Origin of the sequence: Fibrobacter sp. UBA3629 (assembly GCF_002374005.1) — a bacterium.
Lineage (GTDB): Bacteria > Fibrobacterota > Fibrobacteria > Fibrobacterales > Fibrobacteraceae > Fibrobacter.
Genome location: NZ_DFLC01000007.1, coordinates 62,522 through 87,612, shown reverse-complemented (window position 1 = coordinate 87,612; position 25,091 = coordinate 62,522). Strand labels below are relative to the sequence as shown.

Here is a 25,091-nt window from a genome sequence, read left to right as displayed (position 1 = left end):
ACATGCCTACAAAGAAGCCCAAAGTTTTCGTTGTCCATTTAGGATGCGCCAAGAACCAGGTCGACGCGGAGAACCTCGTCGGCGAAATGCTGCACGCAGGGTTCGCGACTTGTGATTCCGCAGCCAAGGCGGACTACATCCTGGTGAACACGTGCGGGTTCATCGAGGCCGCGAAGGAAGAATCCATCAACGCGATTCTCGCACAAATTAAAGGCAAGAAGGCAAGGCAGAAACTGATTGTATCGGGCTGCCTCTCGGGCCGCTACGGCGAGGAGCTCGTGAAGGAACTGCCCGAGGTGGACTACTGGGTAGGCACGTACAAGCCGGGCGAACTCCTGAAGAAGATGGGAATCGTCGCCCCGCAAAGTTGCGATGCAGAGAACCTCCCGCGCATGAACCTCGGCGGGTTCAAACACCACGCCTATCTGAAAATTGCGGAAGGCTGCAACCGCCGTTGCGCCTACTGCGCAATCCCGCTCATCCGCGGGAAGCAGGTTTCGCGCAGCATCGAAGACATTGTCGAAGAAGCAAAAGAACTTGAAAAACAGGGCGTGCAGGAAATTACTCTCATCGCGCAAGACACAACATACTTCGGGCGCGAGAAGGGCAAGAAGGGCGGCACCTTGGCCGGCCTGCTCCGCGCGATTCTCGACAACACGAACATCCCGTGGATACGCACGCTCTACTGGTACCCGATGTTCGTGGACGACGAACTTTTAGACCTGATGGCGAACGAACCGCGCCTCGTGAAGTACGTGGACATGCCTATCCAGCACGCCAGCGATAACGTGCTCAAGAACATGAAGCGCAACTACCGCAAGAAGGAACTCGTCGATATATTGCATAAGATTCGCGAGCGCATTCCGGGAGTGACTCTCCGCACGACCGTGCTTGTCGGGTTCCCCGGCGAGACGCACGAGGACTTTGAAGAGCTGATGGAACTGCTAGAAGACATCCAGTTCGACCACCTGGGCGGATTCGTGTTCAGCCCCGAGGAAGGCACTCCCGTGATGAACATGGACCTGCCTGCCGTTGACGAGAGCGAGGCTCGCGCAAGGCTCGATGCCGTGACCGACCTGCAGGAAGAAATCGACGCGGAACACGCTGAATCGATGATTGGGAAAAAGGTACGCATCATCATCGACCAGGTGGCGGAAGAAAGCGAATACCATTTTTACGGGCGCACCGAAGGCAACTCGATGGAGAACGACGACATCGTGAAGGTGCTCGAGGGCGACGCCGACGTGGGCGAATTCCACGACGCGCTGGTAGTGGACGCAGAACCGCACGAGCTGATTGTCAAAATTCTGGACTGAATAATTACTATATTTGCAGGCACAATACCGGATGGATTCCGCGCACTGCGGAATTACATTGGCCGGGCCCGTGTATCACAATGGATAGTGTCCCTCCCTCCGAAGGAGGTTATTCCGGTTCGATTCCGGACATGGGTATTAAAGCGCTCCGCACAGGGCGCTTTTTTTTATTTGCAATTCGTTTGTCGTTTATAGTTTATAGCAACAGCATGATGCCGTCGACACCGAGCACCGTAACGCAGGCGACAACGGCAACCCCCACGAGGCCGCGCCCGAGAAGCGACGCGATGACTGCGGCAACGAGCGCGCACGCTCCCGAAAGCACACTGTTCGTGGAATAGAAGATGGCAGGTACCGTCATCGCGGCAAGCACCGTGTATGGAACGTACGCGAGGAAGGAACGCCAGAAGCGGCTCTTGATTTTCCCCTTCAGGAGAACGAACGGGACAGCACGCAATAGGTAGGTGACACCCGCCATCACGAGCAGGAAGAAGCAGTAATCCCTCAGGTTCATGCGCTCTCCTTACTTTGTCCGCATTCCCCCGCGGGTTGCGCGCCGGAAGGTTGCGCAACATTTTGGTCATCGGTCGAATCGTCATCGTCCTTTACCGGGAAGAAGGCTGCACCGAGGAGCGAGGCGATCAGCGCGCAGATAATAATCGCGAACCCGACAGTCACGCCACTGAGCGCAGGCACGTACCTGAACGCGCAACTGCAGGCAATTGCAATCAGGACGGCGATAAGCGTGGGTCGATGCGCCTTCATCTGCGGGACCACGATTGCGACAAACATGCCGTACAGCGCCACCCCGAGGGCGTTCGTCACTACCGCAGGGAGGATCTCGCCACAGACCGCCCCGCAGAGCGTACCCGAGGACCACCCGATGTAGGGGAGCACCATGAGGCCCGCAAAATACCGCGCCGTCACAGGTTCCGTCTGGCTTACCGCAAGCGCGTAGATTTCGTCCGTAATGCCCGTTGCCAACAGCAGGCGCTTGCCCGTACCGAAGCTGGGAGCCACCTTCTGCGACAGGGAAATCGCCATCAGGCTGTAGCGCAGGTTGATAAAGAAAGTCGCAATCGCCATCTCGATGAACGTGCCCGCGGCATCGGCCATAATCTGGAGACCCGCAAACTGGCCCGCCGAGGTGAGGTTCGTCATCGAGATGAACGTGACCAGCGGCCAGCTCAAAAGCTTGGAGCCTGCGATGCCGAACGAGAACGACACCGCGAAGTACCCGAGGCCTATCGGAAGGCCGTCCTGGACGCCTTTAGAAAACTTCATGGCGACAAATATAGAAAAATTCTATAGGAAATCTATGCAAATATGCAAATTTACGCATTTTATAAGAAGGCGTAAAAACAAGGGAAGGCTTTGCCTTCCCTACTACGTGGATTATTTGCGTGGGCAGCTATCGGTGCAATATTTTCCTTGTTACTTCACCACAATGCGGCGGACCAGCGTGCTGGAGCCCGCGCGGAGACGTACGACGAAGCTGCCTTGACGGAGCATTTCGAGATTCACAGAGCCCTTCACATGCGCGAAGGTCGCCACCGGAGAGCCCTGCATGTCGAATACTTCTACCGACATGTCGCTTGCGCCCGAGACATGAAGCGTACGGCCGGCAACAGCCATTGAAAGCGGGTTTGATACGCGCGACATGGCGACTGTCGTGCCTTCGCTGGAAGAGGATTCAGGCTCGGCACTCGAGGATGTCAAAGGATTTTCACTCGAGGACGAAACCGGAGACTCGCTGGAAGAAGAAAGCGCCGAGCTTGAGCTGCTCGTCACGGAGGAACTGCTTTCGGGGGCAGTCACGACAAACGTAATCTCGTACTTCTGCCCGTTAACCGTCACGGTTTCTACAGCCGTACCTACCGGGAAGCCCTCGTGCACGGTGCCTTCAACGGTCACCACTTCACCAGATTCCTTGAAATTAAAGAACCAGATATTCCATGTATCGCGATTGAACGACCGCACATTGCTGAACGTGATGGTTTCAAACGCTTCGCCGCGAGCAACAGTCTGCTTCAGGCTACCCGTCACAACAACCTGGTTCGCATCGCTCGAAGAAGATTCGGCAGAACTGGAAGACGATTCTTCCGAACTGCTGGACTCAATTTCTACGCCCGAAGAAGACGCTTCGCTACTGCTCGATTCAATCGACGAACTGGACGAAGCGACACTTGAACTGCTTTCTTCAGAAGAGCAGCTTTCGATGCTAGACGACGATTCAGCGGAACTCGAGCTTTCCTCACTGCTAGAAGATGCGATAGAGCTGGAAGACCGTCCTACTACCGTAATCTTGCCCGTTGCAGAAGTATTGTTGTCGAGACCGGTCACCGCTATCGTATAGTCATACACATAGTCGGTCAACGAATCGGCTACAATACCCGAAATCGTATACGTCTTCGCATTGTCATCCTTCGTTCCTTTTAGGCCAGCAGGTATTCCCGACAAAGTAATCTGTTTCATATTCTCGTACCTGTAGACAATCGGTTCGATGGCATCGCCCGCAGTCACCGTCTGCGTAGAATTCCCGCTAACAAGCTCGATCAAGGTCACCAACGGCTTATGCTTCACCGTAATCTTCGCGGAGGCAGTCGCATTGTTGTCCGGACCGTACACCGTCACCGTTGCCGTGTATTCCTTATCGGAAAGACTTTCGTCCACAGCGCCGGCAATCGTCAGCGTTTTCGCGCTCTTGTCCTGAAGCATCGAGAATGTTCCCTGCGGAATCCCCGTCACCTTTGCTGAATCCATATTGGCATAGCTGAGCACGATAGGCTTGATAGAATCACCAGCGGTCACCGTCTGCGTCGAGTTGTTCGTCACAGAAACCGTCGTCGTTACCGGCTTGTGCTTCACGGTTATCTTGCCCGTAGCGGTCGCAGTCGAGTCGGCTCCCACCGCGGTAACCGTATAAGAGTATTCCTTGTCGCTCAAAGAATCGGCGACCGTTCCCCAAATCGTGAAGGTCGTATTGCTCTTGCTTACCACGCCGTTCAATCCGGCGGGAAGCCCGGCAACGCTGATATTCGTGACATTCTTGATGCCGTAGACGATAGACTCGATGGAATAGCCCGCAGTCACCGTCTGGTCTGCTTTCCCGCTCGTAAGCTGGAGCACCATCTGGACCTTGGAGGAACTCGAGGACATGCTGGAAGAAGAAGCTACGCTCGAGCTGCTCATCACGGAAGAACTGCTGGATGTCGGAGACGGTACAGGCTTAAACGCCAAACCGGAGCAGCGCACGTCATCGACATACAGGTAGTTCATGCTCGGCTGCGTACCCTTGATCTCCCAGGTGAACTTGGCGACACGCTTCTTGGAAAGCGTCACCGGCTTGGCCCAGGCTTCCTGCGACAGCATGTTCCAGGGAATCGTTACCGTCGTCCATGAGCCCGATGCGGCCTTTGTTATCTGGTGGTAGCCGTAATCCGTCACGTCGGTATCTTCGGCCTTAAAGTTGTGCGCGGCACCCTTGTACCTGTAGCTGATTTCGTTACAGGCCGAAAGGTCGTAGGCGGTCTGCGATTCGTTCAGGGCCACGCCGAGCGCCACATACGGGTCGTATGGGTTGTCGCCCTGCGAAAGCTTCACGCCGGTCACTCCCGCCACGTACTTGGTAGAATTGCCTGCCGTAGAGCCCGAGAAGACCACATTGTAGCCGTCGTTCCTGCCGAGGCCATTGGAAATCGTCGATGCTCCCTTATCGCCTGCATCGGTATAGGCGTACCATTCGCCACCGGTAAAAGCAAAGCCGTCACCGTCTTCCAGGTCGTCGATGTAGTCGGTGTAGCCCGCAGGCAGCGAGCTGGAAGAACTGGCAATGGAGCTGCTGGAGGTCGGCGACGTAGAACAGGCGGCATAGGATTTGGGAAGGAATGCAAAAATCGAATCGTTCACCCACTTGCCACTTGTCGAATAGTTCCACGCACTCCCGCTAAAGTACGATGCAACCTCGTTCTTGTTCGAAACAGACCAATTCGCACCTGAAAGTTTGTTATCCCTCATCCACTTGTACCAGTCGCTGCTGCGATTGCTGTACATCGTCCCATTGCCGCCCGGACCAGAGTTGCCCCATTCCGTCACGAACACGGAAAGGCCGCTATTCATCGCCGATACGGCATTTGCGCCTTCGCGATTGGTCTCATGCTGGCCAGCCTCATCGATACCCGCGTAGAAGTGGAACGTGTAGGCCACATTCTTGTCGTTAATCGGGCTGCTCGCGGCCTCGTTCGGATACTGGTCATAGCTGCGGTTGCCGACGACAATAAGGTTGTCGGAGTACATGCGGATAGTGTCGATTACCGCTTCGGCATACTGCTTGATGGTTCCCCAGGACTGCGACGTCGGCTCGTTGAAAATTTCAAAGATGACGTTATCGTACTTGCCCCACGTCGACGCCATATAGCCGAAGAACTTCTTCGCGTTACCCGTATTCTCGTTCGCCTTGTGGCTATGGTAGTCGATAATCACATAGATGTCGTTATCGATGGCGGCCTGCACCACCGTGTTCATCAGGCCCTGGTAGTGGCTTTCATTTGAGAAATAGTTGCCAGAGCCCCAGCTTTCATCCACACCCATCGGCGCACGGATAACCTGGATGTTCTGCTTCTGCACAAGCCCAGACACGATTTCGGATGTCCAAAAAGGCGAACCCACGTCGCTCGAGATGCTCCAGAAAAGGCTCATGCCCTGCACAACAACTTCATTACCGCTAGTGACGCCCTTGCAGGAACCGTAAATCCGGCCCGGGCCATTGCCAACCTTGCCTGCCTGGAGTTGCCCATACTGGCTCACAGGACCAATGCGTCCGAAGGATAATCCCGCCAACAAGGCGACCATCAGCAAAGCGATTTTTTTCATACCACACATCCTTTTTTCTGGTTTCTCCACCCCACCCTAAATTTAGATTCTGCAGCCCCAAAATCCACGTGACAAAAAACACAGCGCAAACATTGCCGTTTACCTCAGTAAACGCGTCCCTGCCAACAGAAACAAAAAACCCCGCTTAATGCGGGGCGTAAATCCGTTCGAAACGCTGCAACGATTAGTTTTCGTTGTTGTGCATTTCCATGGTTTCGCGGTCCATCGTGTGCTGCAGGTATTCCTTGAAGTCACGGTCGATGTTCACACCGTCAAAGTCCATGTCGTCGTTTTCCAACACGAACACGGCGCTCGGGTTATCGAGCCAGCCCACCACGTCCACGCCATCGAGTTTCATGGACTTGTCGCCGGCGAGAGCTGCAACGTATTCGACCTTGGACTTGGGCACCCAGCCCTGGCCGCAGCTACCCTTGACCAGGACATCGGTATCGCCGTCCTTGACGATGGTAAGTTCGTCATTGAACCCGGCAGTGCAGACTACGTTTCCACCACCCTTTTCCTTGGTGAGTTCAATATCACCGAGCTTGGATTTGACCTTATTGGGAGCAGCGAAGGCTGCAGCGACCATCAAACCAAGTGCCATTACGAAAAGCTTTTTCATATCGTTCCTCAAAAACAAGGTAAAATATTCAACAATGCATAAGGAATATACCTTTTATTTTTGCAATTGGTCACAATTTCTTTTAAATTTTTACATCATGAAGAAGATTTTTGCCATTTTTTGCGTTTTTTTAGCCCTCGCCTGTGCCTTTTTCGCCTTCCAGATGAAAAATCGGCTGGCCGAGACCTCCAAAAACGGCGAAACCGTGCTCATAAATATACCCAAGGGGAGTTCCGCCGGGCACGTTTTCGGCATCCTCCGCGAGAAGGGAATCTGGGACGACGAACTGGCCTACAAGGTCTGGTGCAAGCTTAACCCGCCCTCCCCGAAGGCCGGCTGGTTCGAGATACCCCCGCACCAGACCCTCGACGAAATTGCAGGCATCATCGGGAGCGGCAAGACCGCGGTACGCCGGGTGACCATACCCGAAGGTCGGGCCTCGTGGGAGATCCCCGCCTATCTCAAGAAGGCGTTCCCGGACCTGAACGAAAAACGCTGGAACGAACTCGTCCAGGACCCGAAGTTCGCCCGAAGCCTCGGAGTCGATGCGAACTCGCTGGAAGGCTACCTGCTCCCGGACACCTACCCCTTCCCCATCGACGCGGACGAGGAGACGATACTCAAGCAGATGGTGGCAGCGAACCTGAAGGTGCGCGACCAGTTCATGCCCGACTCGGCTAGTTCCATGTGGAAGACGCTCGGCAGCTGGCACAAGGTGCTTACACTGGCAAGCGTAGTCGAGGAGGAGACGGGCATTCCCGATGAGCGCCCGCTTATCGCCGGAGTATTCCACAACCGACTGAGGATTGGCATGCCGCTCGGGGCAGACCCGACGGTGCGGTTCATCTTCAGGAACCTGACCGGGCCCATCTACAAGAGCCAGCTCAACAGCGACAGCCCGTACAACACCCGCAAGTTCAAGGGGCTCATGCCGGGCCCGATATCGAACCCCGGGCGCAAGGCGATACAGGCGACACTACACCCCGACAAGACCGAGGCTCTTTACTTTGTCGCAAAGGATGACGGGAGCATGACGCACTTCTTCAGCAAGACGCTCTCCGAACACAACAAGTACAAGGACGTGGCGGCAAAGAACCGCGGCGAATAGAACGGCGGAATCTAAATCCTAGAACAGGTCGTATTCGCCGATTCGGATAAAGTAGCTATAGTTGTCGAAATCCGCGAGATCGCCGAAGGTTTCGCTATCCACGACACGAGACATTCCTGCATAAATCTTAACGGACTTGTAGGCCAAGCGCAGGGCCGGTTCAAAGACGAACCTGTGCTTTCCGAAAGTCGCGGTCGGATTTTCCTCGAAATCATGGACATAGGCAAAATTAAGCCAGAGTCCGGAGCCCCTGTAATGCAAGCCTCCCTGCAGGCGAACCAACCCATAATGGTGCGACACCAAATCCGGATTAATCCATTCCATGCTCCAGGGCGTCGCCGCGATGCGGGGGCGGATACAGTTGTCGAGGGGTTCAATTTCGAAGGATTCCGGATATACGTAACCGTAACCATGCTTATGGTACTTGTTCATCGCGAAGGCGGCAAGCGCATTCAATGTCACGAAGGGCTTGGGCGAAATGGCATACTGCGCATCGAAATACGAAGTGATGAATGTCGGGATAATCTCGTCGAATCCGAAGTCGTAGCCGATGGACGTAAGGCCAATATCGCCATGGAAGGCAAAGCCGTTTTCCGAGAACCAGACCCGTCCATCGCCCGAGACATATTCATAGCGCAGTTTCTGCGACGCAGGATACATCTCGAATTCCCCGCCCGGATAGTAGCGGCGTTCAAGTTCGTAGACGCGATCCGCAAAAAGGAAATCCGCAGAAACCTTCTGGTGCTTGTCAAACCTGTAGAACATGGATGCAAAGATATCGCTCTTCTTTTCGGAACGGATCCTGTAATATCCGGGAACGTCTTCGGCAAAGGTTTTTAACGGCTGGAGTTTCTGCCAGGTATACCCGACTTCCATTCCCCAATCCAAACTCCAGAGCCGGCCGATTTGAGCCTTCGGGGCAAAGCCATAGGAGGTTCCGCCCCAAAAACCGGAAAACATCAGTTGGATTTCCATCTGATCCACATGATAAAAATCGATTTCGGCATAGGCATTCGGACCGATGACATTCGACCCGAACCCGCCAACAGCCACATCGAAAGTCGGCCTGATTTCGGCATCCACTAGGACATCCCCATCAAGCTGCATGTCGAAAGCCACGGAATCAATCGCAGGGAACCGCAAAAGGCTGTATGCAAAATTTCTCGGAGCGACAATTCCCGTATCGCTTTCGCTCCAGTAGGATTTCACGGGGGAATGCGTCTCGGCGGACAGGCTATCGAACGAGGGTTTGAACTTGAACCACGGAATGGACGCCACGTGAGCCGAACCGTAGTCGCCTCGGCGCATGCCGATGTGAGCCATCTGAGAGAGTTTCGATTCGAGCGCAGAGAATCCCGCCTGGATCCAGCCGTTGCGCGAAGTATCCGACACCGTATGCGGACGCACTACGATTCCGGGCTGCGACCCAAGATTTTTTAGAGTATTCAACGCAATCGCCTTCTGCGGTCCCGAGACACGAAGTTCTCCGCGGAGAGGGGCCGCAACCGCAATAATCGCCATTTCGTCGGGAGAATCTTCCGCAGGGAGCGCAAGGTAAGGGCAAAAGTCTCCCGGCATTTCGCTTCCCTTCACAGGCAAGCTCCCCATGACTTCCTTGAACGAACTTCCGAGCGAGCCGTCACAACCCAAAACGGAAAACGGGATTCTGTATTTTCCGCTATGGCGCAAAATCGATTCCTGAAGGCGGAGATAGGAAAGAGACGACTGCACGTTACCCGAATCGGGGACAAGCAATTTCTGTCGCCTGTGAACATTTCCCGAGGAATCGACATAGAACGAAAACCGTTCGCGAAGAGCCGGCATGCCGGACTCCGAAACAGGAAGCCTGTAGCGGGGCTCCCCGGCAAAACCCTCTTTAGAAGAAAGTATTCTCGAGAAATCCTCGTCGCGCAAAATCCGCTGGATGTCATCCAGCGAGACGCCCTTCGTCCAGAGGTATCCGACAAAGGCTCCCCACGAAGTCCCTACAACGGAATCTACAGGCACAGAATAAGCTTCAACCGCATAAAGCACGCCGAGGTGGAACCACGGAGAATTCTCCCCGCCTCCCAAATAAAGAACGGACTTTATCTGGCGAGAGGAAACCGCGGAATCCTTTTCCGGCTCGGGATTCCGATTTTGAACCGAATCGGGAACCGTGCTCAGGGCTTCAAGGGTCGCAGCGGCATCCGCGAGCGAATCGACATTCCCGGGCGATTCCGGCAACTGCCCTGACAGTGTATCAGCAACCAGAGCCTGCGTGGAATCCGTAGCTTGGGCGGGCAGCAGCGAAAAAGCGGCAAGGGCCGCCGTGCAAACGGTTCTAAACAACCTAGCCGAGAAGCGCGACGTTAGAGACATACCTCTCCGCGACATCGCGGGCAATGTACCCCGCCTTCACAAGTTCGGCCAAGCAATCATCCATCAGAAGCATCCCCTCCGAACCCGAAGCGGCGATAATCGATGAAAGCTTGAAAAATTCGCCGCTACGGATAAGCGTAGCAACCTTCTGCGTATTGAACAACACTTCCCAGGCAGACACCGGAGTTCCATCGGAAGCACCGGGAAGCAGCCGTTGTACAACAATTGCCTTGAGATAGGCGGCAAGCATCGTGCGGCAAAGGTCACGCTCCGTGGAGGGGACCATCGAAAGTAGGGCATCCATCACTCCGGCAGAATTGCCCGCTGTCACGTTGCACACGACAAGCGCACCCGCTTCTGCGGCACGCAACATCGGCAACAGGTTTTCGCCGCTGAAATCGCCAAGCCATATAAGATCGCAACCACTGCGGAGCGCCTGCGAAATACGGTCGGCCACCGAGCCCGAGGAATCACGCAGGACAAGGCTACCGCCCATATTCACGGGAATTTCTTCGAAGCCATTCAGAAGGCTTGCACGCAACACCCGGGACTCGCAAAGAGAGCTCACATAGGCCGTCGCGGTCGTCGTCTTGCCCGAGCATGCCGGCCCTGCAAACACGACCAATCCCGAACTTAGCGCCAAAAGGCTCGAGGCAGACTGCGGGGCGCCCAAGGAATCAAAAGACGGACATTCCGCAATCAGCGGGCGAAACACGGCTGCGTTTCCGAGGGCCGCACGGAAAAACCGGACGCGCCACTTGCATCCAGCCCACGGGCCGCAAACCATGAAACCCGTATCGCCTTCCATTGCGCCCAGGAACTCGCGAAGAGAACCGAATTCCACCTCGGGAGCATCGGGAACAACGCCCACCTTGCCAGCAAGGCGAACAGCGGGAGCGGCACCTTCTGTCACAATCAGCTCACTTGCGCCAATGTTGACAACATAATCTAAAATCGGTTCGATTTCTGTAGCCATAACACAATCTCCTTAAGCCGGCTTATACGCCGCAAAACGGCGGCTATCGTAGGCACGCTTCCATGCCTCTGCGCCATCGATATAGCCCGATTCTACACACATCTGCAAAGAATCATCGAGCGTAATACCCTGGTCCTTTTGGCTGCTAATCGCCTGCGCCAGCTGAGAAAGGTCTCCCTTGCGGATCATGTTCGCCACCGTAGACGTGACACGCATCGCCTCGCACGCAAGCACGAGTCCCTGATTTTGCACCACCGGCACCAAATGTTGCACGATAACTCCCTTCAGCTGGTCGGCAAGCGTGCAGGCAAAGGAATTCCTCCGCGATTCAGGGACAGAGACGAGCAGCTTGGATAGCAGGGCGTGAATGTTGTTTCCGCCCGTTACCGCAAACACGAGTACGCCCGCGTTGGCTGCCTGAAGAAGCAGATCCAGCTCCTCCATCGATTCCAGATGGTCAAAACAGATGACATCCGCACCATCGCGAAGAGCAAGCTCAATACCCGCGACGCCCGTCTTCACATGGAGACCGACTTCCTTCTGAGCAAGTGCTCCGTTCGGATTCTTGAGCAGGCGTTCTATGGGGCGTTCTACCGTATGGATATAGCACGGGCGCCTTTCCGCAATCATCTCGGCAAAAGTCGCAATCGTCGTAGACCGCCCACTTGTCGAAGGCCCCGCAATCAGGACCAGACCACTCGGCAAGTCAGCAAAAGACTGGCAGAACTGCGGAAGGAACAAATTATCGAACGACACCGCTTCGTTCTGGATTACGCGGATGGACACGCTCGGATTCACATCATCCCACGTAACCGAAATCCTGCCACGGCCAACGCCCGGAAGACCGAACGTCTTGCTAAAATTCTTGCCGGCAACCACCTGGTACCCATCGGCGAAACCGGAGGAAGCCTCCGTAAGGAACTCCGTCACGCGCGTCTTGTCGAGCGACTGTTCCGTCACCGGGAACAACGAACCGGACTGGCGCATCATCACCTGACGGCCCGCGAAGAGGAAAATGTCCGTGGCGCCGAACTTGCGCGCATACGCCATCACCTTCTTGAGGCTCATCGTTGTAAGCAGAGTCTCGGGCGCCGACACTTCGCTTCCTTCGCCTGAAACAACCGCAAAGCGCGACGGCAGCTCTCCATCTTCGCCCTCAGCCGCCATAGCCTCGGCTTCTGTCAAGATTCCGATGTTCGAGATACTCGTCGATTCGAGGCCCGATACCTTCTCGACCACCATATTCGAAGAAGACGATTCGCCGTAGATATTATTGCCCTCGATCTGCAGGGCGGGCTCTTCTGGAGCAGATTCCGGAGCGACAGGAGCAGCCGGTTTCGCGACAGCCGACGCCGCAGGTTTCACCGGAGGTACGGGAGCCGCAGGTGCAGCGTGCGTGGGTTTTGCCGGAGCCGCAGCCGCATTTTTTGCTTCCAGGTTCTTCACGAAAGCAAGGACCTTCTCATACATCGCCTGTTGCAAGAGCCCCGCATTCACGAGCACCTGGCCGATATCGACCTGGTCGTTCGCTTCGGCCCAATGAGCATCAACCTGTTCCTGCGTCACCACCTTGTTGTGAACGAGGACCTTTGCCATATACTGGTTTCTCATAAGAAATCCCTCCGGCTGAACCACCAGCTAGCGATTGCGAGGAACAGCCCCACATAGCCAACCGCATATACAGTGTTCCAGAACAAATACAGATCCGGGAGTGCAAGCCCATGCACCACGTAACTCGTCACGTTGTAACGATAGAGTCCCGGGAAAACCGCGTGAATCACGACAGCCGCCTTTTCGAAGAGCGCCGTCGAGGCATCTCCCATCTCGCCCATGCGGCTCGCAAAGCGCACCTGTTCCAGGAGCTGGTTGCTCAAGTGGCCTGCGAAATACACGCCAAGCGTAAAGAGCGCCGAAAGTACCGTACTGCTGAAGCTACTGAACAGGAGCGCCACTGCGATCACCACCGCCATCTCGCAGAAGATGAGGTAGATGGCAAGGAGCAGGCTTGCTGTGGGCTCCGCGTTCGTGAGGAACAGCATCACATAGTAGATAACGGTCAGCAAAGTGAGATGAACCGCCACCACCGCCAGAAGACCGAAGTACTTGCCCACGATAAACGTCACGCGGCTAATCGGCTTCGAAAGCAGCGTGAGCACCGTGCGCCGCTGGATTTCCTTTTGCACGAGGCTGATGCCCACGAATATCGAAATCAGGAGGCCCGAAAGGCTCATCACCGAAAGCGTCGTGGACTTGATCACGTAGGCGCGGTCGAACACCGACCATTCACCGAGCACGATACTGAAAAGCGTAAGCGCAATCGCGAGGAACACGATGTTGTAAAGGATCTTGTCGCGTATGGATTCGCGGAACGTATTGTGCGCAATGATTGCAATATGCTTAAGCGTCTGCACGGGCAATTTCCTCCGTCAAAATGTCTTCGAGGCTCGGACGCTTGTGGTCCATCTTTTCGACCGCAATCCCGTTCGCAAGGCAGAAGGCAAGCAGGCGGTCGCGGGCGCTATCGTCTTCGCACACAAATTCTTCGGGGTGTCCCGTAAGCGAGACTCCCTGCGGCAGGTCGCTCTCGAGAATCGCCTTACGGGTGCGCACGTGGTATTCCACCCCGCACGACTCGGTAATCTCGTCGACCGTACCTTCGCGCACAATCTTGCCATCCACGATCATCGCGACCTTGTGGCTAATGCTTTCCACGTCGCTCAGCAGGTGGCTCGAATAGAAAATGGTCACCCCGTCACGGTTCAGCTGCTGTATGGCCTCGCGCACGTCGCGGCGGCCCATCGGGTCGAGCCCGCTCATCGGCTCGTCGAGAATCAAGAGTTTCGGCTTGCCGAGAATCGCCTGTGCAATGCCCACGCGCTGCATCATGCCCTTGGAGTAAGAACGCAGGCGGCGATCAATCCAGTCCTTGTTCGCGTGCAAGAGGTCGAGCGCCCAGGCGATGCGCTTGTCAAGTTCTGCGCCATCGAGTCCGACGAGCGTTCCGTAAAAGCGCAAGAGTTCGCGGCCCGTGAGGTAATCATAAAAATAGGGCTGCTCCGGAGAATAGCCGATAAAGCGGCGGCTCTTCACATCGCGGGGGCTGATTCCGTTCACGAGCACTTTGCCCGAATCGAAATTCAAAAGACCCGTCAGCACCTTGATGGTCGTGGACTTGCCGGCCCCGTTCGGCCCGATAAAGCCGTAGACCTGGCCAGGTTCCACGCTGAAGCTCACGTCCTTGAGCGCAGGCTTCGGTTTCATCAAGAACCCGCTGCGGTAGGTCTTGTGCAAATGTTCTATCTGTATCATCAAATCACCCATAATTCACCTATGCGTCCTGACCACCGTCCTGGTCCTGTCCTCTGGCGGAACTCTGGAAGGCCCGCTGTTCGGCTTCCGCGATTTCTTCGCGGCGACGGTCGGCACGGCGCTTCTTGTTCACAAAGAAGTAAATCAGCGCACCCACAAAATACACACCGATACCCGAATAGAAGATCGGGTTGATGGACATTCCCTCAAGACCGGGGAATACGTTCAGAATCAGGTCGTGCCCGAACAGGCTCAGGAGAACGAGCACAAATCCAAGCGCACGAAGCACAAAAGTCACGATAACTAGTTTTTGCATATATACCTCAAAAACCGCACCTCGCGGTGCAGCGCCTTTTTCGTGAAAAATACACAATTATCGTAAACAAGGAAACCCGTCCCTTGCGAAACGGGTCGAAATAAGGTCTTATCAAGCGGCGAGGAGCAGAATCGCAAGCACCTGACCGCTTAGAATGCGCAACAGCATGGTCAACGGATAGACGGACGCATAGCCGATATTTACAGCCTCGCTGTCCGCCTGGCTGTTCGCGAAAGCAAGTGCCGGGGGGTCGGTCGTGGCTCCAGCAAGCACACCGCAGAGCGAAAGGTAGTTCACCTTGAACACAAGATGCCCGACGCACGCCATTACCGCGAGCGGAAGGAACGTGATAAGGGCAGCAAGCCCCATGTAATAGAGGCCATCACCGTTCAACAGCACATCGAAGAACCGGATACCCGCATTGAGACCCACGCAGCTGAGGAACAAAGTCAGGCCAAATTCGCGGAGCATGAGGTTCGCGCTGTTCGCCATGAAGAAATTCAGGGGACCAATCTTGCGTTTGCGGCTCAGGAGGATTGCAACAACAAGCGGACCACCCGCAAGGCCGAGTTTCAATGGCGTAGGCATTCCCGGAATCGCAAGCGGGATGCTCCCGACAATGACGCCAAGGAATATTCCAAGGAACGCCGGTAAAATTTCGGGATGGTCCAGCGCCGTGAGAGAATTGCCCAGTTCCTTCGCAACAGCCTCGATACCTTCGGCGGAACCGACAATCATTAACTTATCTGCAAACTTGATGCGCAAGTCGAGGCGACCCGTAAATTTGATACCCCCGCGGGTCACACGGCTCACATTCACGCCGTAGCGTTCGGCAAGAGCAAGCGAACCGATAGTACGCCCGAGAACCTTCTTGTTCGTCACGAGAATCGTCTTCACCTGAATCGGTTTTGCCGGATCCGATGCGAACTTGGTGATGGGAGTTTCAAGGCGCCGGCCGATAATCTTTTCCATGGCAGCGACCGCTTCCGGCATTCCCACAATATGCATCTTGTCGCCACGCTCTATCACCGTTTTCCCGTTCGGGGTAAAGATATTCTCGCCTCGCAGCAAGCGCGTCACCACGACGCCGCTCGAAATCAAGTCCGGAATTTCCTTCAGCTGTATTCCGAACAAATTCTGGTTATCGACTGTGAGGCTGCACGATACTATTTCCTTGCTATTCGCGGCGATATCGGCGGTATAGCGTTCGGCAGCCTTGTTCGGGTCCTGCCTGAAAATGACGCGCATCAGAATCATCACCAAGATGATGCCGATGACGCCAAAGGGATAGGCAACCGCGTAACCAATTCCCGTAAGAGAGGTATCCACCCCGGCCGCAGCAAATGCAGAATTCGCAGCACCGAGCGACGGCGTATTCGTCACGGCACCGCAGAGCATCCCGATAAGCACAGGGACGTTGTCATGCATGCCGGTAAAGAAGTAGAGGCAAAGAGTCACAAGCACGCCGAGCAGCACAATTCCGACCGAAAGCACGTTCAGCACGAGACCATGACGTCGGATGGAATCCATGAACCCGGGCCCCACCTGCATGCCGATGGTGTAGACGAACAGGATCAGGCCGAATTCCTGAATGAAATGGAGCACGTTTCCTTCTACGCGGAGCCCGAGATGCCCGAGGAGGATACCGACAAAGAGCGCCCCCGCACCGCCAAGGCTAATTCCCTTGACCTTGATTTTTCCGACCATGAGGCCGATAGCGGCGGTAAACGCGATTACTACAACTTGCTGCCCTACCGAAGGCTTTGTAAATAGGTCTATTAACCAGGTCATTGGGAACTCGCGGTTGATGGTTTGTTATGCGAAGATTAGTTTTTTACGCAGCGGACAGAAGCAAAGATGTTCTTGTTGAAGTGCTCGTAGGCGACACCCGAATCGGTAGCACGCACCATGTATGCCCTGGAATCATCATAGGCTTCGGCCGTCCAGAAGCTAGCACTTGCGTCCTTGTCGGCGAACTTGCCATCATAGTATTCGAAGCCCGCGAACTGCATGTTGAAAACATCCGCCTTCTTGAGATCATCCACAGACGCATCGCCAAATCCATCCTTGAACTCCTGCTGAGTCGGCAGTCGCCAGCCAACAGGGCATACAGACCCCGAAGCCGCCTTCCAGGTGTAAAGGCGGCCCATGGACACGCAGTTGTCGTGATTGTTGTCGTAGCAGACGCTGGAGTCTGGGCTATAGACATCTAGGTTTTCTGCCATCCAGGTCTTTCCTCCCCTGTCAATAGTGGCATAGGTCTTTTCGGGGCATGCGAGGGTGTGCCTGTCTGCGCTATAGGTGCAATCTCGATTGTCCTGGCAGGCGCTCATGGCGATAGCGATGCATGCAATGGCTGTGACGGCAATCAGTTTTTTCATGATACAACTCCTTATGTTGTTACCGCATGGAGGCGGATGTTACCGCCCGAAGGCGGGTTTTATTGTTTTCGGGCTCAAAATTAGAATAGACAATTCATATTGTCTAATAGATTATTTATATTTAATTCATCAAATTTTTTGATGAATCGACAAGAAGACCTCCAAAGGACCGAATTATGGAACTTACGCACATCCGCTACTTTCTGGAAGTCGCACGCACCGAACACGTGACGCAGAGCGCAAAGACACTATGCATCGTGCAACCGGCACTCACCCACGCCCTTCACAAACTCGAAGACGAAATCGGCGTGAAACTTTTCAGGACGCAAGGAAGAAACATCAAGCTCACCGAAGCAGGGGAATACTTTTACCGGAAAGTCAAGCCCCTCTACGACGACATCGAGGCGCTTCCCGCACAGCTCCGCGCATTGGCGAACGAAGACGCCCTCACCATAAATCTAAATGTCCTCGCCGCTTCGACACTCGTTACCAACGCCGTGATCCTCTACAAAAAAAGCAATCCCGACCTGAGATTCAATCTCGTGCAGAACGAAGAGACAACCCTATACGATATCTGCGTACGCACCTACGCAAAAGCCCCCGCCATCACGAAAGAAGCAAACCAAAACGAGGAAAATTTCATCTGCACCGAAAAAATATACCTCGCCGTCCCCAACACGGCCGAATACCGCAAGCGCGACAGCATCTCGCTGCGTGAACTCTCCGGGACAAACTTCATCGGGCTCTATGGTTCAAAGCAACTACGAAATATCTGCAACGAATACTGCGAACGCGTCGGATTCAAGACACACATCATTTTCGAAAGCGACAATGCGCTTGCCGTAAAAGACGCAATCGCAGGCGGAATCGGCGTGGGATTCTGGCCAGAGTTCTCGTGGGGGCACGTAAACAACCGCCGCATTCGCCTGCTCCGGATAACCGATGCAGAATTCAAGCGAGACATCGTCATTACGATACGCCGAAACAAGCAGGACAACACCCGTTGCGATAAATTTTTCCGATTTTTAACCGGACATATCGCAAAGAGCAGAAGACGCCCGTAGAATAGTATATATTTAGATGCATAGGGATTCGCATCGGAGTTCAGGCGGACTCAAAAAAAGGAAGCGAAACATGCGCTCGAAAAAAGTGAACAGTTACGCATTTGCATTCGCGCTCGCATTCGCGGCGGCTCAGGCGTTCGGTGCCGTGTATTATGTGGCGACCGACGGAAGCGACAGTGCGGCGGGCACAAAGGACAAACCCTTCGCGACGCTCAACAAGGCGAACAAGGTGGTGCACGCGGGCGATACCGTGTGGATTCGCGGTGGCATCTATGACCTGCGCGATACGGTCTTTTTCGAGCGGTACAGGATGACCGCGGCAATCGTCCTTACTGCAAGTGGCGAGAGCGACGATAAACGCATCCATTACCTGGCCTACCCGGGCGAGCGTCCGATTTTTGACGGTGCGAACCTCCCCGTGGCCGCAGGCACGGACCATAGCGACGGCACGCCCGAGGGAGCGATGTACACGTCGCCCATCGTGATTTCGGCGAAGTATCTGCACTTGAAGGGTTTTGATGTCCGTAACACGCCCATGAAGCACAATTCCAATTCCGGCGTTTTCCTCTATGCGAGCAAGCATATCTTTTTGGAAAATATGGACAGCCACCATAATGCGGGCCCCGGATTCTTCGCGAACGACGGCGCACCGGATGGCGGCGGGCACATCTTCTTGAATTGCGATGCACACGACAACTACGACCCCTTGGGCTGGCAGGGCGATGGCGAAAATGCCGACGGCTTCGGCGCGCATTACCAGAAGCCGGGCGAGGGCGATACCACGAAGTTCATCGGATGCCGCGCCTGGTGGAACAGCGACGACGGTTTCGACTTCATCAACCAGGAATTCCCCGTGGTGCTGGAGAACTGCTACGCCATGGGGAACGGCTACAGCGATTACGGGCTAGGTAACCCGAAGAACGGCAACGGGCACGGCATCAAGATGGGCGAAAGCACCCTCGGCGGCGGGCGGCATACCATCAAGTTCTGCGCCGCCTGGAAAAACAAGGCGACGGGCTTTTACGCGAATTACACCGGTGTGGGCAGCAAGTGGCTCAACAACACGTCGTACATGAACAAGGACCGCGAATTTGCCATGGCATCGACGCTCTTCGATTCCGAAGGGAACCGCATTGCCGAGGTGGCACCCCTCACCGGCGACAACGCGCACGTGCTCAAGAACAACATCGCCTTCCCGAACAAGAATTCTCAAGTCGGGGAGTGCTGGGAGTATATACCGAGCCAGAACATCGACCATTACGTGGAATGCCCCGCCGGCGAGAACAACACCTGGAACCTGAAACTCGACCTGACGGTCGACGATTTTGAAAGTCTTGACGACCCGAGCATGACCGTGACCGGCAAGGACCTCTCGACCATCGCGGGAATCTTGGGCCCGCGCAACGCCGACGGAAGTTTGCCCGACGTGGGCTTCTTGAAACTCAAGAAGGGGAGCCGCGCCATCGACAAGGGCGAAGATCTCGGATTCCCGTTTGTGGGCGAAGCACCTGACTTGGGTGCTTTCGAATACGGGATGAGTTCCTCCAGCACCGCGGAAAGTGCCGCCTCCATCGCCATGCCCCGCGAAGACCATTCGCCCGCATTGCGCACCGGCCGCAGCGCCGCGCTCATTTTCGACTTACAGGGCCGTCTCATCAGCACGATGAAAGCCCCCGGCGCCTACCTCGTGCAGGAAGGTTCGACCCTGCGCAAGGTAATCATCAAGCAGTGAGGTTTCCTCACTTTTCCTTCCGGAAAATCGTAGAAGCGTAGCTATAGCCGTCACGCTGGATTTTTAGGATATACATGCCGCTTTTCATGTCGGAGATGCCAATACTGAAGGTACTCTGCCCTGCAGGGAGCGCCTCGGATTTTACGAGACGGCCATCCATCGAATAGATCCTTGCAGCAAATCCCTGAGAAAGCGCTGTTCCGGAAGCAATCTGCAATTCTCCACCCATCACGCGCGCTTTCAGGTCGGGGCGGACAGATTTTTTCGCAGCAATAGACACCGGTTCGGGCTTCGGTTTGTTGCGGAGCAGTCGCACGCCGTAAATGCCGCCCACCATGCCGGAACTAGCCGTAAACGAGACGCGCACAATCTTCTTCCCCTTCACCATATTGTCCGGAATCGGGTAAGTCACGTTCACGAACTCGTTCTTGTTCCAGCGATTCGAAATCGTCTCGGTCACGAGTTTCTCGTCGTCGATATTGATATCGAATATGCGGGTGCAGCCCTCGTTGCCCCAGTAGCGCACCATCAGGCTTAGGGAATCCTCGCTGTTGGTTTCGAACTCGTAGCTAATCAGGCCGCCGTCGCCACCGCTGCACTTGCCCGCATCGCGGTAGAACTCGCCGTTAGCCGTTCCCGACGTAGAATTCTCGATTTTCATCTTGTGGTCCACTTCAGGCTGCTGCTCGCCAGGCGCCACCTTGTCGACCGTCTTCTCGTCGAGCGCCAAAGCCTCTTCCTGTTCCTTTTTCAAACGCTCCAGAACAGAGGGGTCGGTAAGCACCATCCAGTACATCATATAGCGGGCATCGTGCACTTCGTAGAAAGGTTCCAGCAATAGGTTTGCATCTTTCTTGGCAGCAAACAGGTAGGGCGCCTTGAAGTGCAGCGGCTCTCCCTTCACGGGTTCCACTTTCGAGGGGATGTCTTCTTTTTTACTCGCAAGCATGGGCGCCTGATCTAAAGATTCAAGCGCTCCCGATGCGATATGACTCCAGCGTCCGTCATCGGCCACAAGGCCGTTCAGATTCGCCGTCCCCGTCTTTGCGGAGAGAACAATCGGACCATGCAAAAGAGCCACGTAGTCAGAGACATTCGGAAGGTCTTCCACATGCGTGTACATCGGGAACAGCACCTCGACTACGTCACCGGATTTCCAGGATTTGCCCGCAGACACATAGCTCGACGGGTCGGATTTCTTGACCACGGTATCGCCGTTCACAATCACCTTGAAAGCGTCTTCCTTCACCCAATACGGATGGCGAATTTTCATGTCGAAGCTGCCGCTACCCGTAATGGTAAACTTCGCACTTTCGCCCTTCGGGAATGCCGTTTCCTGCTTGATGGTCACCTTCTTGTCTTTCCAGTTCAGAAGCGATGCCGAGAACAAGTTCACGTAGAGATTGTCCGCGTCTTTCGTATAAATAAACTGGCTGTACTTGGCCGGGTTTTCCATGCCCGAGCCCACGCAGCACCACATGGCAGCATTCACCTTCGAGTAGACGCGGTAATGGCGCGGACGTGCCGGCGTAAAATAAACGTATCCGCCGTGTTTCGGGTGAATAGTCGAAAGGATATGATTGAATAGAGCGCGTTCGTAGAAATCCGCCTGCTTGGCATCGTGATCCATGCTGAACAGGCGTTCTGTCAACTTGAGCATGTTGTAGGTATTGCAGGATTCCGGTCCTTCGCGTTCTTCCACATACTTCTTGTGGTTGTCAAGCGCCGGGAAATGTTCCGAAATGCTATTGCCGCCAATCGCGATGCTACGCCTGTTCACGACGCGGTCCCAAAAATACTCGGAGCCCTTCACATAAGTCTGGTCTCCCGTGAGTTCGGCAACGCGGGCAAAACCAACCACCTTCGGCACCTGCGTGTTCGCATGCACATTCGTGAGGTTGTCGTTATTTGCGGCCATCGCGTTCAAAAGCCACTTGTGCGACCAGCGCTTGGCTTCGTTCAAGTACTTCGCATTCTTGGTAAGCGCGTAGGCGTCGGCATAGACCTCGGCCATGCCGCCGTGTTCCGTACCGAGCATCGATTCCATCTTGGAGTCGTTGAGCCCACCCGTAATGGTAAGGCCCCAGTCGCAAAGCGCCAGGAACATCGTCTTCGCCTGTTCGTAGCCTGCATAGATGTAGGCATCACGCAGGCCCGCATAGAGCTTGTGGATGTTGTACCAGGGTACCCAATAGCCGTTCTGCGCGCCCGCATTCCCGCCCTTCATGCTGAGCCACATCTTTTTGCCGTTGGGCACGCCGCTGATGTAGCCCTTGAAATCGTTATCCCTAGAATTATAGTCCTGGATGGTCTTGAGTTCGCTCAAAATGTATTCCAGACGCTCCTTCACCTGCTCGTCGCCACTTTCGGCATAGTGCATCGCGAGGGCGCTCAAGTAATGTCCAAGCACGTGCCCGTCAAGCCCCGCCCAGTTCGAAAACTTGGACGCTTTCGGCTTCATTCCCGCCTCTTCGTAGAACGGGGCTATCAGCTTATCGACATCGTAGCTCAGGAGAGTTTCCACATTCAGGTCCTGGCGTTCCTTGAGTGGACCGTCAAGCAGCTGCACGTCGCCCAGAGCGAACATGTCGGGGTAAAGCAGGTCTTGTGAAAAGCCCTGTGTAAAGAAGCCGCACATTGCAGCGAATGTAATGAAGGCAAGCCGCCTCGTCTTGAAACCAAACATCTTATACCATCCTTTCCCTATATCCAGACAACCAATCAAAAATTAAATCCATACCCTATGGATTTCACCCCCTCCAATCCTTTTTCTTTTGACAAAATTTCAAAAATGCGTAAAAAAATTCCCGGTGTAAAACCGGGAAAAACGAAGTCAGGGACGAAAATCGCTAGGCTTTACGCCATAAAGCACTATGTCATCTATCCAGAATTCCGTATCGTCGTAGGCGGCAATCGAAATGGTTGTCACCGCCTTGCTGATGACATCCCAACCGAGATTTCCATATAGGTCATCGCGGGGTTTAAAATTTGACGGTTTTATGCAGACCCGTTTCCATTCATCGTCTGTCGCAAGCGTGTCATACGCCAAGGTTTTTCCTTCTGTGTTCAAACTTCCCAAGGTTTCAAGGGCAATCGAGATGACCCCGGTTCCACGGGCATAGAAGACAATGGAATCAATAGCAGACAGGTCGCACGGAGATTCCTCCTTGCAAACCCAGATTCCATAGAACGACCAGTTGCCGTGCTTTGCCGAAGATTCCCAGTGGATGGCGTTCCCTTCGCGACCCGCTCCGGCTTCCACGATAAATTCCGCAATATCCTCGCGAGTCTCGGGCACAGTCGCCACTTCGGGGGTTACCTTCACGCTCGTATCCGTAGCGGACATGTAGCCCGCATCGCTGATACCGAGTTCCTTGATAACAAACTGCGCATCCGCATATTCGAAGTCCAGGACCTTGACAGAATCCGGTTCAAACGCGCAGACATTCGCGCGAATCTCCTCGGCGGCAACAACTTTCGCCGAATGTTCAACAACGCTATCGCCCACAATGACGCGCAGGCCGTATTCGGATGGCGGAAGCGAATCCATCTCGTAGAAGCCCTCGCTATCGGTCTTTACAAGGCGATCCGTTCCATACACCTGAACCCATGCGTAATCGACGTCTTCGGGCAAATACACTTTTCCCCGCAGGTTTCCCGTCTTTTCCATGACGAAACGAACGGAATCCCCGTCCTGCACATCTTCCGCAGAAATCTTCCTAAACAGGCCTTCTCCCCTATCCACAATTTCGAGGGTCGCCACATCGACCGCAAGGCTACCGATACGGATACAGCCCAAGGAATCCGTCACATATTCATTGAAAAATTCCGCCTTCGCAGAATCCGCATCTACGCTCCGGACAAAATCGGCGGAACGCATACGCGCCACCACGTTTGCCGCCGGCAACGAATCTTCACGAACAACTTGAATCAAGAAGGCGTTTTCCGTTTCAACGGTACTGATTCCGGCAATATCCTTTTCATTGGAACACGCCCAGAACGCAAAGAAAACAGCAAGGAGTAAAAGCAGCCTTTTCATCTTTTCACCCCCACCTTTTTAGACTGCGAGCCCCTGGGCTCCTTAGAAATCTCGGCAACCGGATAAAAGGCGAACACGAATTGCATGGCGCGACTGGCTTCCTTCACTTCGGCAACTCTCTTTTGCACCTGGCGCCTGAATTCGAGGGTCATTTCATTCAAGTCATCAAAGCACTCGTCGTCCACGCCCACCAGCAACGAAGAAATATTCCGCTTTGCAGGTTCCACGGCTATCAGGGCATTCTGGGCGAGCGCCAGGAGCTGGTTCTGGTAACTGCGGATGGCCGCGGTCTTCGTGGCTGACCCCGCCGATGTAAAGTTTGCCGTTGTCGCCGCATAGCGTTCCGGGGCCAAGGGCGTAATCAGTTTCAAGTCCTTGAGTACCGCGATGGCCTCGCGTACCTGGTCCTCAGAAACGGTGGGAGAAATCTGCTTGACCAAGCGGGGAACTTCGGCATGGCCTCCGTTCATCTCGATCAGCGCACGCACCACGGGAATCCACCACTTGCTCAAGAACAGGTATTCGCTCGCGCTGAACTTGCGCAAGTCCACATCCTGTAGCGAAAGCGCCATCTTATAGAGCTTTTCCTTCTTCGACTGCGATTTCGCCTTGGCCGCCGCCACCAGGATCTCAAAAATTTCGGCATTTCGCCCTTTCAGGTCCAACAGGTCCTTCGCCAGGGGAATGCTATGGTTCGGCAGGTGAAGTTCCTTGTTCAACACGCGAAAGATCTGGCTCGTCTCAAGCCCCAGCTTCTGACCCATCATCTTGTAGGAATACAGCGGCATCTCCAGCTTGCGCTGGGTATAGTAATTCTTGAGCAGGTCCCTGTAATCACTGATTTCGTTGATGTTCAACATAGGCGCATTCTCGAAAAGACATTCATCCCATTTATAAAATAATCTCTCCACCACCGCCAGGAGCACCTATACTGAAATTTCCTTTGAAAAAATGTCAAAAACGCCCTTTTTTAGCCATTTCGGGCACAGGAATCA

19 protein-coding genes and 1 tRNA gene are annotated in these 25,091 nt (G+C 54.7%); 5 read left to right on the top strand and 15 right to left on the bottom strand.

Annotated features, from left to right (window positions below):
• Positions 1-2: 2 nt before the first annotated feature.
• On the top strand, positions 3-1,316 hold the full coding sequence (gene rimO / locus B2310_RS02500) for a 30S ribosomal protein S12 methylthiotransferase RimO (RefSeq protein ID WP_290728442.1): 1,314 nt from the start codon (positions 3-5) through the stop codon (positions 1,314-1,316).
• A gap of 66 nt (positions 1,317-1,382) precedes the next feature.
• Positions 1,383-1,454 (top strand) — tRNA-Arg (locus tag B2310_RS02495).
• 58 nt (positions 1,455-1,512) lie between these two features.
• Here B2310_RS02495 and B2310_RS02490 read toward each other — a convergent pair.
• The 4 genes from B2310_RS02490 to B2310_RS02475 all read right to left on the bottom strand — a co-directional run bounded on the left by B2310_RS02490 (position 1,513) and on the right by B2310_RS02475 (position 6,810).
• Positions 1,513-1,830 (bottom strand): AzlD domain-containing protein, encoded by a 318-nt coding sequence (locus tag B2310_RS02490; protein ID WP_072807790.1) that lies wholly within the window; start codon positions 1,828-1,830, stop codon positions 1,513-1,515.
• Entirely contained in the window at positions 1,827-2,600 is a 774-nt protein-coding gene (locus tag B2310_RS02485) for an AzlC family ABC transporter permease (protein ID WP_290728440.1), read from the bottom strand. The genes B2310_RS02490 and B2310_RS02485 overlap by 4 nt, the downstream gene beginning before the upstream one ends.
• 150 nt (positions 2,601-2,750) lie before the next feature.
• Positions 2,751-6,188, bottom strand: a complete 3,438-nt coding sequence (locus B2310_RS02480; RefSeq protein WP_290728438.1) for a CIA30 family protein — start codon at positions 6,186-6,188, stop codon at positions 2,751-2,753.
• Between the two features lie 184 nt (positions 6,189-6,372).
• Positions 6,373-6,810, bottom strand: a complete 438-nt coding sequence (locus B2310_RS02475) for a hypothetical protein (RefSeq protein ID WP_072807991.1) — start codon at positions 6,808-6,810, stop codon at positions 6,373-6,375.
• Positions 6,811-6,907: 97 nt separating this feature from the next.
• Here B2310_RS02475 and mltG point away from each other — a divergent pair, with 97 nt between their 5' ends.
• Positions 6,908-7,918, top strand: a complete 1,011-nt coding sequence (mltG, locus tag B2310_RS02470; protein WP_290726213.1) for an endolytic transglycosylase MltG — start codon at positions 6,908-6,910, stop codon at positions 7,916-7,918.
• Positions 7,919-7,936: 18 nt separating this feature from the next.
• On the opposite strand, the gene B2310_RS02465 is transcribed toward mltG, so the two are convergent.
• The 8 genes from B2310_RS02465 to B2310_RS02430 form a co-directional block, all read right to left on the bottom strand.
• Positions 7,937-10,279, bottom strand: a complete 2,343-nt coding sequence (locus B2310_RS02465) for a patatin-like phospholipase family protein (RefSeq protein ID WP_290728435.1) — start codon at positions 10,277-10,279, stop codon at positions 7,937-7,939.
• Complete coding sequence (locus tag B2310_RS02460; RefSeq protein ID WP_173365200.1) at positions 10,251-11,255, bottom strand: ATPase, T2SS/T4P/T4SS family; 1,005 nt, start codon at positions 11,253-11,255, stop codon at positions 10,251-10,253. Before B2310_RS02460 ends, B2310_RS02465 begins: the two co-directional genes overlap by 29 nt.
• A gap of 12 nt (positions 11,256-11,267) precedes the next feature.
• Entirely contained in the window at positions 11,268-12,866 is a 1,599-nt protein-coding gene (locus B2310_RS02455) for a type IV pilus twitching motility protein PilT (protein ID WP_290728433.1), read from the bottom strand.
• Complete coding sequence (locus tag B2310_RS02450) at positions 12,863-13,666, bottom strand: ABC transporter permease (RefSeq protein ID WP_173365202.1); 804 nt, start codon at positions 13,664-13,666, stop codon at positions 12,863-12,865. The genes B2310_RS02455 and B2310_RS02450 overlap by 4 nt, the downstream gene beginning before the upstream one ends.
• Positions 13,653-14,564, bottom strand: coding sequence for an ABC transporter ATP-binding protein (locus tag B2310_RS02445; RefSeq protein WP_173382566.1), 912 nt, complete (start codon positions 14,562-14,564; stop codon positions 13,653-13,655). The genes B2310_RS02450 and B2310_RS02445 overlap by 14 nt, the downstream gene beginning before the upstream one ends.
• A 19-nt stretch (positions 14,565-14,583) precedes the next feature.
• Positions 14,584-14,880: a hypothetical protein gene (locus tag B2310_RS02440; protein WP_173365204.1), complete on the bottom strand. Its 297-nt coding sequence runs from the start codon at positions 14,878-14,880 to the stop codon at positions 14,584-14,586.
• A gap of 111 nt (positions 14,881-14,991) precedes the next feature.
• Positions 14,992-16,671 (bottom strand): putative transporter, encoded by a 1,680-nt coding sequence (locus B2310_RS02435; protein WP_173365205.1) that lies wholly within the window; start codon positions 16,669-16,671, stop codon positions 14,992-14,994.
• A 35-nt stretch (positions 16,672-16,706) separates the two neighbouring features.
• Positions 16,707-17,261 carry an FISUMP domain-containing protein gene (locus B2310_RS02430; RefSeq protein ID WP_290728429.1) on the bottom strand — a complete coding sequence of 185 codons (555 nt, stop codon included), beginning with the start codon at positions 17,259-17,261 and terminating at the stop codon, positions 16,707-16,709.
• A gap of 176 nt (positions 17,262-17,437) precedes the next feature.
• Here B2310_RS02430 and B2310_RS02425 point away from each other — a divergent pair, with 176 nt between their 5' ends.
• Together B2310_RS02425 and B2310_RS02420 are read left to right on the top strand one after the other, a co-directional pair.
• Positions 17,438-18,325: a LysR family transcriptional regulator gene (locus B2310_RS02425; RefSeq protein WP_290728428.1), complete on the top strand. Its 888-nt coding sequence runs from the start codon at positions 17,438-17,440 to the stop codon at positions 18,323-18,325.
• A gap of 70 nt (positions 18,326-18,395) precedes the next feature.
• Positions 18,396-20,057 (top strand): right-handed parallel beta-helix repeat-containing protein, encoded by a 1,662-nt coding sequence (locus B2310_RS02420; protein ID WP_290728426.1) that lies wholly within the window; start codon positions 18,396-18,398, stop codon positions 20,055-20,057.
• A 7-nt stretch (positions 20,058-20,064) separates the two neighbouring features.
• Here the strand turns inward: B2310_RS02420 and B2310_RS02415 are convergent, their stop codons facing one another.
• From B2310_RS02415 to B2310_RS02405, 3 genes are all read right to left on the bottom strand, one after another.
• The gene (locus B2310_RS02415; protein WP_290728424.1) at positions 20,065-22,743 is read right to left on the bottom strand and encodes a beta-L-arabinofuranosidase domain-containing protein; all 2,679 of its coding nucleotides are present in this window, start codon (positions 22,741-22,743) and stop codon (positions 20,065-20,067) included.
• A gap of 147 nt (positions 22,744-22,890) precedes the next feature.
• A complete protein-coding gene (locus tag B2310_RS02410; protein ID WP_290726194.1) occupies positions 22,891-24,096 on the bottom strand; it encodes a hypothetical protein in 1,206 nt (401 codons plus the stop codon).
• The gene (locus B2310_RS02405) at positions 24,093-24,956 is read right to left on the bottom strand and encodes a DUF4423 domain-containing protein (RefSeq protein WP_173382563.1); all 864 of its coding nucleotides are present in this window, start codon (positions 24,954-24,956) and stop codon (positions 24,093-24,095) included. Before B2310_RS02405 ends, B2310_RS02410 begins: the two co-directional genes overlap by 4 nt.
• Positions 24,957-25,091: the final 135 nt, after the last annotated feature.

What these genes read in the sequence shown, in the direction of transcription:
- B2310_RS02435 (WP_173365205.1), bottom strand. Translation starts at nt 16,671, where the DNA reads ATGACCTGGTTAATAGACCTATTTACAAAGCCTTCGGTAGGGCAGCAA.
- B2310_RS02410 (WP_290726194.1), bottom strand. Translation starts at nt 24,096, where the DNA reads ATGAAAAGGCTGCTTTTACTCCTTGCTGTTTTCTTTGCGTTCTGGGCG.
- B2310_RS02465 (WP_290728435.1), bottom strand. Translation starts at nt 10,279, where the DNA reads ATGTCTCTAACGTCGCGCTTCTCGGCTAGGTTGTTTAGAACCGTTTGC.
- B2310_RS02490 (WP_072807790.1), bottom strand. Translation starts at nt 1,830, where the DNA reads ATGAACCTGAGGGATTACTGCTTCTTCCTGCTCGTGATGGCGGGTGTC.
- B2310_RS02455 (WP_290728433.1), bottom strand. Translation starts at nt 12,866, where the DNA reads ATGAGAAACCAGTATATGGCAAAGGTCCTCGTTCACAACAAGGTGGTG.
- B2310_RS02415 (WP_290728424.1), bottom strand. Translation starts at nt 22,743, where the DNA reads ATGTTTGGTTTCAAGACGAGGCGGCTTGCCTTCATTACATTCGCTGCA.
- B2310_RS02440 (WP_173365204.1), bottom strand. Translation starts at nt 14,880, where the DNA reads ATGCAAAAACTAGTTATCGTGACTTTTGTGCTTCGTGCGCTTGGATTT.
- B2310_RS02485 (WP_290728440.1), bottom strand. Translation starts at nt 2,600, where the DNA reads ATGAAGTTTTCTAAAGGCGTCCAGGACGGCCTTCCGATAGGCCTCGGG.
- B2310_RS02420 (WP_290728426.1), top strand. Translation starts at nt 18,396, where the DNA reads ATGCGCTCGAAAAAAGTGAACAGTTACGCATTTGCATTCGCGCTCGCA.
- B2310_RS02445 (WP_173382566.1), bottom strand. Translation starts at nt 14,564, where the DNA reads ATGATACAGATAGAACATTTGCACAAGACCTACCGCAGCGGGTTCTTG.
- B2310_RS02430 (WP_290728429.1), bottom strand. Translation starts at nt 17,261, where the DNA reads ATGAAAAAACTGATTGCCGTCACAGCCATTGCATGCATCGCTATCGCC.
- mltG (WP_290726213.1), top strand. Translation starts at nt 6,908, where the DNA reads ATGAAGAAGATTTTTGCCATTTTTTGCGTTTTTTTAGCCCTCGCCTGT.
- rimO (WP_290728442.1), top strand. Translation starts at nt 3, where the DNA reads ATGCCTACAAAGAAGCCCAAAGTTTTCGTTGTCCATTTAGGATGCGCC.
- B2310_RS02475 (WP_072807991.1), bottom strand. Translation starts at nt 6,810, where the DNA reads ATGAAAAAGCTTTTCGTAATGGCACTTGGTTTGATGGTCGCTGCAGCC.
- B2310_RS02480 (WP_290728438.1), bottom strand. Translation starts at nt 6,188, where the DNA reads ATGAAAAAAATCGCTTTGCTGATGGTCGCCTTGTTGGCGGGATTATCC.
- B2310_RS02405 (WP_173382563.1), bottom strand. Translation starts at nt 24,956, where the DNA reads ATGTTGAACATCAACGAAATCAGTGATTACAGGGACCTGCTCAAGAAT.
- B2310_RS02425 (WP_290728428.1), top strand. Translation starts at nt 17,438, where the DNA reads ATGGAACTTACGCACATCCGCTACTTTCTGGAAGTCGCACGCACCGAA.
- B2310_RS02460 (WP_173365200.1), bottom strand. Translation starts at nt 11,255, where the DNA reads ATGGCTACAGAAATCGAACCGATTTTAGATTATGTTGTCAACATTGGC.